Annotated in this window: 9 protein-coding genes and 1 tRNA gene; 8 read left to right on the top strand and 2 right to left on the bottom strand. The window is 35.6% G+C overall.

Annotated features, from left to right (window positions below):
- The first annotated feature begins 484 nt into the window (after positions 1–484).
- The 3 genes from JNL75_02675 to JNL75_02665 all read left to right on the top strand — a co-directional run bounded on the left by JNL75_02675 (position 485) and on the right by JNL75_02665 (position 2,731).
- Positions 485–1,729, top strand: a complete 1,245-nt coding sequence (locus JNL75_02675) for a DEAD/DEAH box helicase (protein ID MBL7788721.1) — start codon at positions 485–487, stop codon at positions 1,727–1,729.
- 103 nt (positions 1,730–1,832) lie between these two features.
- Positions 1,833–2,087 carry a winged helix-turn-helix transcriptional regulator gene (locus JNL75_02670; GenBank protein ID MBL7788720.1) on the top strand — a complete coding sequence of 85 codons (255 nt, stop codon included), beginning with the start codon at positions 1,833–1,835 and terminating at the stop codon, positions 2,085–2,087.
- A 5-nt stretch (positions 2,088–2,092) separates the two neighbouring features.
- Positions 2,093–2,731, top strand: a complete 639-nt coding sequence (locus JNL75_02665; protein MBL7788719.1) for an SdpI family protein — start codon at positions 2,093–2,095, stop codon at positions 2,729–2,731.
- Between the two features lie 59 nt (positions 2,732–2,790).
- Here JNL75_02665 and JNL75_02660 read toward each other — a convergent pair.
- Positions 2,791–2,872 (bottom strand) — tRNA-Leu (locus JNL75_02660).
- An 85-nt stretch (positions 2,873–2,957) separates the two neighbouring features.
- Between JNL75_02660 and JNL75_02655 the strand changes: the two genes are divergently transcribed.
- Genes JNL75_02655 through JNL75_02645 form a run of 3 tightly spaced genes read left to right on the top strand, consistent with a single transcriptional unit; the run spans position 2,958 to position 5,474 of the window.
- Entirely contained in the window at positions 2,958–3,677 is a 720-nt protein-coding gene (locus tag JNL75_02655; GenBank protein ID MBL7788718.1) for a hypothetical protein, read from the top strand.
- Position 3,678: 1 nt separating this feature from the next.
- Complete coding sequence (locus tag JNL75_02650) at positions 3,679–4,926, top strand: hypothetical protein (protein ID MBL7788717.1); 1,248 nt, start codon at positions 3,679–3,681, stop codon at positions 4,924–4,926.
- Positions 4,926–5,474, top strand: coding sequence for an outer membrane beta-barrel protein (locus JNL75_02645; protein MBL7788716.1), 549 nt, complete (start codon positions 4,926–4,928; stop codon positions 5,472–5,474). Before JNL75_02650 ends, JNL75_02645 begins: the two co-directional genes overlap by 1 nt.
- Positions 5,475–5,494: 20 nt before the next feature.
- Here the strand turns inward: JNL75_02645 and ung are convergent, their stop codons facing one another.
- The gene (gene ung, locus JNL75_02640) at positions 5,495–6,163 is read right to left on the bottom strand and encodes a uracil-DNA glycosylase (GenBank protein MBL7788715.1); all 669 of its coding nucleotides are present in this window, start codon (positions 6,161–6,163) and stop codon (positions 5,495–5,497) included.
- 64 nt (positions 6,164–6,227) lie between these two features.
- On the opposite strand from ung, the gene JNL75_02635 reads away from it, so the two are divergent.
- Both JNL75_02635 and JNL75_02630 read left to right on the top strand, forming a co-directional pair.
- Positions 6,228–7,541, top strand: coding sequence for an aminotransferase class III-fold pyridoxal phosphate-dependent enzyme (locus tag JNL75_02635; protein MBL7788714.1), 1,314 nt, complete (start codon positions 6,228–6,230; stop codon positions 7,539–7,541).
- 242 nt (positions 7,542–7,783) lie between these two features.
- Entirely contained in the window at positions 7,784–8,287 is a 504-nt protein-coding gene (locus JNL75_02630) for a hypothetical protein (GenBank protein ID MBL7788713.1), read from the top strand.
- Positions 8,288–8,351: the final 64 nt, after the last annotated feature.

Here is an 8,351-nt window from a genome sequence, read left to right as displayed (position 1 = left end):
GCTTTTTCTCTTTATCCTGACGATTAATGTCAGGATTTTTCAAACCATAATGCTTTTGCGACATTATGGCCTACTCTTTTCGTACAAATAAATAAATTTATTTGTACACGAGACAAGGCTTGCCTTGTCCCTACATTTTTTTCTTGCTATATCAATATGTCAATGAACACCTTTATTTACCCTGTCTTACCAAGGTTTCCGAATCGTTTTAACCACTCAATTTCTTCATGATTTCCCCGAAACGGAGTGCAAATGTAGTATAATTATTTTTAAAACCAAATATGTATTTTTAAAAATATTGGAATTATTTTCTATTTATTCTATTTATCAATTAGTTATCTTTTAAAAAAATATCTAAGCTGGATTCTTGACAACCGTAATGATCTGACCATTTTCAATAATCCTATGTTATCAATAACTCAAACTGATACATTTATTGTACCTTGCGCTCTTTTTATTATAATACAAGTATAAATTGAATCGCATAACATTTCAGGACTTAGGAGTAGATGATAATATATTAAAAGCATTGGCTAATGAGGGCTATAGGTACCCTACGCCTATACAAGAGGCTGCCATTCCTTATATGCTTCACGGAGACGATGTACTAGGTTGTGCACAGACTGGAACCGGCAAGACGGCAGCTTTTGCGATACCTATTATACAGTTATTGAGCTTAAGTCCTTTCAATGAGAAAAAACGAAAGATAAGAAGCTTAATTTTGACTCCAACAAGAGAGCTAGCTATACAAATTGAAGATAGCTTTAAAGCCTATGGCAAATTTTCACGTCTTTATTCTACTGTCATATTCGGAGGGGTTGGGCAGAAAGCTCAAACCGATACCTTACAGCATGGAGTTGATATCTTGATAGCCACACCTGGAAGACTTCTAGATCTCATAGGCCAGGGATTTGTCGATTTGAGTTGGTTAGAAATATTTGTCTTAGACGAAGCTGACCGTATGCTAGATATGGGTTTTGTGCACGATGTCAAGCGAATTATCAAATTGATTCCTACCAAAAGACAATCGCTATTTTTTTCAGCCACTATGCCTCCAGAAATTGTAAAACTTGCGGATACCATATTGGTAGACCCAAAGAAGGTAGAGGTAACACCCATATCTTCCACAGCTGATACTATTCAGCAATATCTCTATTTTGTAGATAAAAATAATAAAGGTAACCTTTTATTAGAGATATTAAAGGACACTCAAATTAAGACCGTATTAGTATTTACCAGAACGAAGCATGGCGCTGACAAGGTGGTAAGATTTCTCAATAAAAATAAGATTACTGCCGAGGCTATTCATGGTAATAAAACTCAGAACAATCGACAACGAGCATTAAACAATTTTAAAAATCAAACGACTAGGGTACTAGTAGCCACAGATATCGCAGCCCGCGGTATCGATATAGATGAACTTGAATATGTTATCAACTTTGATACCTCTAATATAGCTGAGACCTATGTGCATCGCATAGGCAGAACAGGGCGCGCCGGTGCTAGAGGTACGGCCTATTCGTTTTGTGATATTGAAGAAAAGGCCTATTTAAAAGATATAGAAAAATTGATAGGAAAGAAAATACCGGTGATTGAAGATCACCCTTTTCCTATGGAAATTTTTACCATAGAACCTAAACCCAAGCAAACTCCTAGACCTCCCCGCCACGAGCGAAACTCCTCCGATAAGAATAAATCGGGTAATAAAACGGACCGAAGGAGATTTTAGAGATACTTTTTAGAAAACTCTTTTCCTAAATTTAAATTGCTGATTTAATGCGTTTTAAATTTTTATTTAGATATTTATCTAAATGTCTATATATTTGCCGTTGATGAAAAGCATATTTAAAGCACTGGATGATGAAACGCGCAGACTAATACTGGAACTGCTGCGTGAACGAGATATGAATGCTGGTGAAATTGCGGATAGATTCCAAATGACCAAACCGAGTATTTCTCATCATTTAGAAATTTTGAAAAATGCTGAACTCATTTCTTCGATCAAAAAAGGCCAGTTCGTGGTCTATTCTATCAATACGACCTTATTGGATGAAGTTATCGAATGGATTATTCACCTTAAAAAATAACGAAAATGAAAAAACAAATTTTACCCTTAATAATCGCCTTGATACCTATTCTAGTGGTCATCTATTTTTACCCTGATTTGCCAGAAAAAATTCCTGGTCATTATAACTTTAAAGGTGAGGTCGATCGTTATGATCCCAAATGGACGGCCTTTATCACTGCTGCTCTTGGACTCATAATTTATGGTGTGATGCTATTTATCAGAAAGTATGACCCCAAAGGTCGCATATCCGCTATGGGTTCTAAGTTTGATAACTTGGCACTTTGGCTGACGATTTTATTTTCAATGTTTAGTTTATTAATTATTGGTAGCGCTATTTCGAAAATTTCCACAGAAAATATGTTCACAAGTTTAAACTTATTTATAGGCATACTATTCCTCATATTAGGAAATTATATGACCAGCATGAAACCTAATTATTTTATTGGAATTAGAACGCCATGGACATTGGAAAGTGAAGAAGTCTGGAAAAAGACTCATGTACTAGCGGGGCGTTTGTTTTTTATTACTGGATTTATTTTAGTTATACTTTGTTTTCTGCCTTTTTCAGCTGAGTGGAAGAATAAAGCTTTTTTGAGTCTAGTTATAGTAAGCTCCGTTATACCCTTGGTTTATTCATTTTTCATATACAAAAAACTTGGCTAAATATAAACTATTTACAATGGTATAAAAGGCGACTTCGCACTCCATTGATTACAATTGTGTGACCTAGACTGGATTCGAACCAGCACGCCTTGCAGCACCACCCCCTCAAGATGGCGAGTCTACCAATTTCTCCACTAGGCCAGTGAAAACCTTCATGATAAAAGGAATGCAAATATAAAAGAAAATTTAAACTCGGTTTCTTAATTTTGCTTAGAATAACTATTATTTGAAGCGACTAGGCTGTACTCTTTGTTTTTTTCTTTTGGGGAATTTGATTTTCGCTCAAGAAACTAAGTTCGAGAACTTCGACATTATAGAACATTCTATTCACCTACCGTATGAGTTTAGGGATTGGAAGTATAAACAAGCGCTTGGCTTTTCATTAATTTATCTACCCAAAGACTGGCTAGAAACTGCATTGAGTTTACCTATGGTGTACTACAAATCTAATTTCTTTCTCAAAAAAGGATTTGCTGTTAATGCAGATTTACGAACGGTAATAGCTGCTTCAGATATAGCGATAGGACCGTCATGGAATACGAGACTAGGGAAGAAATTTTTTCTAGGTCTTGGTTATCAAACCTCTTTTGGATTGGGAATGCTTTATGATATGGGCTATGACAATACATTGACAGTATGGGGACATAGACCTTATTTTAAGTTTGGGTATTTGCATAAAGATTTGACTTTTACATGCAAAGGAGGCATTGATTTTACCAATAAATTACAATTCGAGGCAGGTGCTACAAGCCTTTCTGGCAATATAGAATCACTCAATGGCTATCATATGTCACTATTTCTGGAACAACGAATGTTTAAAAACAAGTCTTTTTCCATTGGTTACACCAGCAATTTTATGAAATTTCATATTCTTGGTTGGCCTGCATTTAGCTATACTAAGAATATCTATTATATCCCAGAATTGACCACCTTATTTAATTTCTAAAATGAAATATACGGCAGTTTTATTTATATTGATATTTACTTTTGGTTGTCAAAAGAATGAATATAATTTTAATCCTGAGTACGATAGAACCTACTTAAATAATACAGTACCTCTGCCATTAGAGTTGAGAAATTATTTGATAGGAAACTATAGCAGTCCTACCAAGAATACTGGCTTAGGAGATAAATTCGTCATCTTGTGGAAACAAAACAAATTGTCATTATTTTCTAATCTCAACGGGAACTATGCCGTTCTCGATGTAGGTGTGAATTTCATAGATTCGAGTATAAAGTTGGCGGGTTATTGGCGATCTCCGCTGACACAGGAAGAGGGCAAAATTTACCTTACCATCACAAAAGAAAATGGAGCAGACGATATCCTATCTAAAAAATTTACCGTCTCGAAATGGATAGGACAAAACATACTAGCTGATGGCAAACCTTCTTTTTTAGAAATCACTTTTGAGCGTTTTTTCTCAAATAAAGTATTGACTAATGCTAAATTTTCAATAATAGCCCATCGCGCTGGTGGTCGAAATTCCGACAATATTCCTTTCGCCGAAAATTCATTAGATCTTGTGAAGCGAGCCTCTGAAATGGGGGCCAATGGAGTAGAAATAGATATCAAACTAACCAAGGATAATGTGCCTATTGTATATCACGATGATGATATCAATATTCGTCTCACCCAGAAAGGACCTGTTGTGGGCAATATTGAAGATTTTAATTATGAATTTCTCAGGCGATATGTTCGATTGGTCGATGGACAAGTTATTCCTAGTTTAGAAGAAATGCTCAATACTATTATGGACTCTACCGATATTAAGTTTGTATGGTTGGATAATAAAGGAGGGAGCGAGCGATTCTTTAGCTATACACTACCTGTCATGTATAAGGCTATCCAGCGCGCTCGAGGTAAGAATAATGATGTCATCATTCTGAATGGATTGCCGACAGAAGATATCGCAACTGAATTTCTAAAAGTGCCGAACAGTAAAGAAAGACCGAATTTATGTGAAATTAGTTTTGCTAGAGCTAAGGAACTCAACTCAGTTGTGTATGCCCCTCGCTGGACTTTAGGGACTCTTGATGCTGAAGTAGCTGAGGCTCATAGTCGCAATATGAAGGTCGTTACATGGACAGTGGATTTGAATACCGTGATGAGAAAATATTTAAATGTAGGGAATTTTGATGGCATATTGACCAATTATCCTTCCATCTTAGCTTATGAATTTTACAGCCAAGAATGATGAAAAAACTACTGTGTCTTACTTTCAATTTTATTTTTCTCAATCTATCTTCTCAAAAAGATTTTAGCACCCAGTTAGCATTTGGTCCTAATTATTATTTCAATAATCTAGAAATTTTTAAAGATAATCTTGATCCCATCAATTATTCGTTTTATGGAAAAATTATGTGGAATACACGTTATCGACTTTCATTTGGCATCGAATCTGGATATATCAGACTCTACAGACTCAATGACTTTTCTGCAGGTGCTACTTCAGAAATACATATGACGGCTATTCCAGTGCACGCCGCTATTGAAATGAAACTTAATAAACAGTTCTATGCTAATTTTAGCTTTGGTCCTAGTTTTATTCGAAATAAAATAACATCTATAAAGGGAGAACAAAATACACATACCTTCTCCGTGTCTGATGTGAGTTTTGGTTTAGGTTATCGGCATAAATTTAAAAATGAAATGTTTGTAGGTGTCGAAACCAAATTTTTCTACTCATCGAAATCTGAAGATAGGAATATAGCTGTGCCTGTATTCGTGGGTATTAATTTTTAATTCGATTCAAAGGCTATAGTCTACCAGACTATTTCTTGGTGTCCATTTGTACTTAAAAATTCATTGCAATTTTTAAATACATTTGATCCAAAAAAACCTCTATGAGCTGAAAATGGAGAAGGATGAGCGGCTTCAATGATTTTATGTTTCGTAGTATCAATTAAATGAATTTTCGATTTGGCGAAATTTCCCAATAACATAAACACTATTCCAGACTTTTTACTTGAAATTTCAGATATGATGTAGTCCGTAAATCCTTGCCAACCCAAATGCGCATGACTAGCCGGCTGGTCTTTTTTCACAGTCAATACAGAATTTATGAGCAGGACACCTTGCTGTGCCCAATCAGAGAGGTCGCTTGAACGATTTAGGTTGAAGTTAGAATATTCATTTTTGAGTTCTTTGAAAATATTTTTTAGAGATGGAGGCGTTCGGATACCTTCATTCACAGAAAAACAAAGACCATTAGCCTCACCTACTCCATGATAGGGATCTTGACCCAATAATACGAGTTTGAGGTTATCCCAATCGCAAAGCTCGAATGCTCGAAAAATTTGATGTGAAGTTGGAAAAATTATTTTCCCTTTCTCCTTTTCTTCCATAATTTTTTGAGTGACTAGTTCAAATAAACCCAACTGCTGGGCAGATTGAAAAATAGGCAACCAGTTGTTCTGAGGGAAATTTGCCACCTTCTAAATAATTAATGTATTTTTAATATATAAGAAATTACCTTTGCAAAGTTAACTAAATCTTATGTCTAATCAATCAAAAATGAAAGCGGATTTTCCCAATATTAGTAAGTCATTAGCAATGTATGATAGAGCTAAAAAACTCATGCATCCTATAACACAGACTCTAGCCAAAGGGCCTGGACAGTTTACCTATGGAGTTTCGCCCGTTTATGTAGAGCGTGCCAAGGGTTCTAAGATTTGGGATGTCGATGGCAATGAATATCTGGACTACTGCATGGGTATAGGCCCTATATCACTTGGCTATGCTTATGACAAAGTGGACAATGCCATTAAAGAGCAGTTAGACAAGGGTATCACCTTTTCATTGATGCATCGATTAGAGCTAGAGGTAGCTGAAAGATTGAATGAAATTATACCAAATGCAGAGAGTATTCGTATATCGAAGCAAGGAGCAGACGTTTGCAGTGCTGCTGTGAGAATATCGAGAGCATTTACCAAAAGAAATAAGGTAGCAGTATGTGGCTATCACGGTTGGCACGATTGGTATATCGGTACTACGACGCGCGATGCCGGTATTCCTCAGGCTATCAAAGATTTGACCGTTATGATTCAATACAACAATATTGAAAGTGTCAAAGCAGTGATGACCCCTGACCTAGCATGTTTGATTTTAGAGCCTATCATTTTCGAAGAGCCAAAAGATAATTTTTTACACGAAGTTCAAGCGTTATGCAAGGCTAATGGAACACTTTTGATATTCGATGAAATGTGGACTGGATTTCGATTGGCTCTAGGTGGTGCACAAGAATTTTTCGGCATAAAACCCGACCTCGCTGTTTATTCGAAAGCTTGCGCCAATGGCATGCCAGTAGCCTTCTTGACGGGAAGAGACGATGTAATGAGCCTATTCGAGTCCGATGTATTTTATTTCACGACCTTCGGTGGTGAGGCGTTATCACTAGCGGCTACAATCGCTACCTTAGATGAAATGAAAGCAAAAAATGTACCTCAGTACTTAGCGACACAAGGTCAAAAAATCAAGGATGGCTTCAATACTTTGAGAGAAAAGCATGGAATGACGGAATATATCACTATCGGTGGCTATCCGTGTCGTTCTATTGTTAATTTTACTGAGAAAGCAGGCGATGCTCTCGTTCTGAAAACATATCTACAACAAGAAATGATAAAACGAGGTATCCTCTGGTCAAGCTTTCACAATATGTGTCTATCGCACAGTGATGCGGATATTCAATATACCCTCGATGTCTATGACGATATTTTCCCAACTTTCAAACAACTCATAGAATCCAATACGGTGGAGACAGCGCTGAAAGGGCAGGTGCTAGAGCCTGTGTTTAGAAAGGTGAAGTATTAGATAAGTGGATAGTCTTCAGTGATTCTTCCATTGTTTTATGCTTATAATTGATTGTTTAAATTTTAGATATTAATAGAAAGAGGATAAATTTTCTAAACCCTGCATTTATAAGTATATACACTATTATACTAGTTGGTTTTTTAGCCTATTTCAGTAGAATAGATTTTAACTTAATTCATAGTTTATATTATTATTATCCTATTCGCGATAAGATCATACAATTTACTGGTGAATATAGATATGTGAGTTTTATTACTCGAACTAGTATAGCTCATCGAAACAAAGTACTCAGTTGCTGGGATTATAAAGAAAAAATTGATGAGGAATTAGCCAAGGGTAAACTAAAAATGGATTCTATTCCCATAAAAGGTTTCATTTCTCAGCAATACTATTCTGACAATAAAGTTGTCAAAATTTACTTCGCTGGTAAATATAAAAATAGGATTGAAGAATCAAACTATTACTTTAGAAATGACTCTATGATTATTGGAAGATTTTATGTTTATTTTGATAGTAACAGGACGATTCAAGATTACACTGCTACAAAAGCAAATGAAGTTTATACATCTTTCATATACAAAGACACTATGATTTATGAGGCTTGGCAACACCCGTCAATAGCTCATCCAAATTCAGGTTATTTAGCAGTTAGAGAATATGAACACGCTAATTGTGTTACTTTAAATCGTCTAAATCTACGTTATCCATGCCCTAACAACCTTCTCCCTAAGCAATTTTCAAATTAACAATACTCGCAACTTTATTCTTTTAATTTCTTACTAGTAACTCATATCTGATAACTCGCAACTA

This window comes from Chitinophagales bacterium, assembly GCA_016787225.1.
Lineage (GTDB): Bacteria > Bacteroidota > Bacteroidia > Chitinophagales > JADJOU01 > CHPMRC01.
This window is presented reverse-complemented; position numbering and strand designations above follow the sequence as displayed.

Excerpts from the sequence above, each read along its gene's own strand:
- JNL75_02670 (MBL7788720.1), top strand. The coding sequence starts at position 1,833 with ATGAAAAGCATATTTAAAGCACTGGATGATGAAACGCGCAGACTAATA.
- JNL75_02665 (MBL7788719.1), top strand. The coding sequence starts at position 2,093 with ATGAAAAAACAAATTTTACCCTTAATAATCGCCTTGATACCTATTCTA.
- JNL75_02650 (MBL7788717.1), top strand. The coding sequence starts at position 3,679 with ATGAAATATACGGCAGTTTTATTTATATTGATATTTACTTTTGGTTGT.
- JNL75_02645 (MBL7788716.1), top strand. The coding sequence starts at position 4,926 with ATGAAAAAACTACTGTGTCTTACTTTCAATTTTATTTTTCTCAATCTA.
- JNL75_02635 (MBL7788714.1), top strand. The coding sequence starts at position 6,228 with ATGTCTAATCAATCAAAAATGAAAGCGGATTTTCCCAATATTAGTAAG.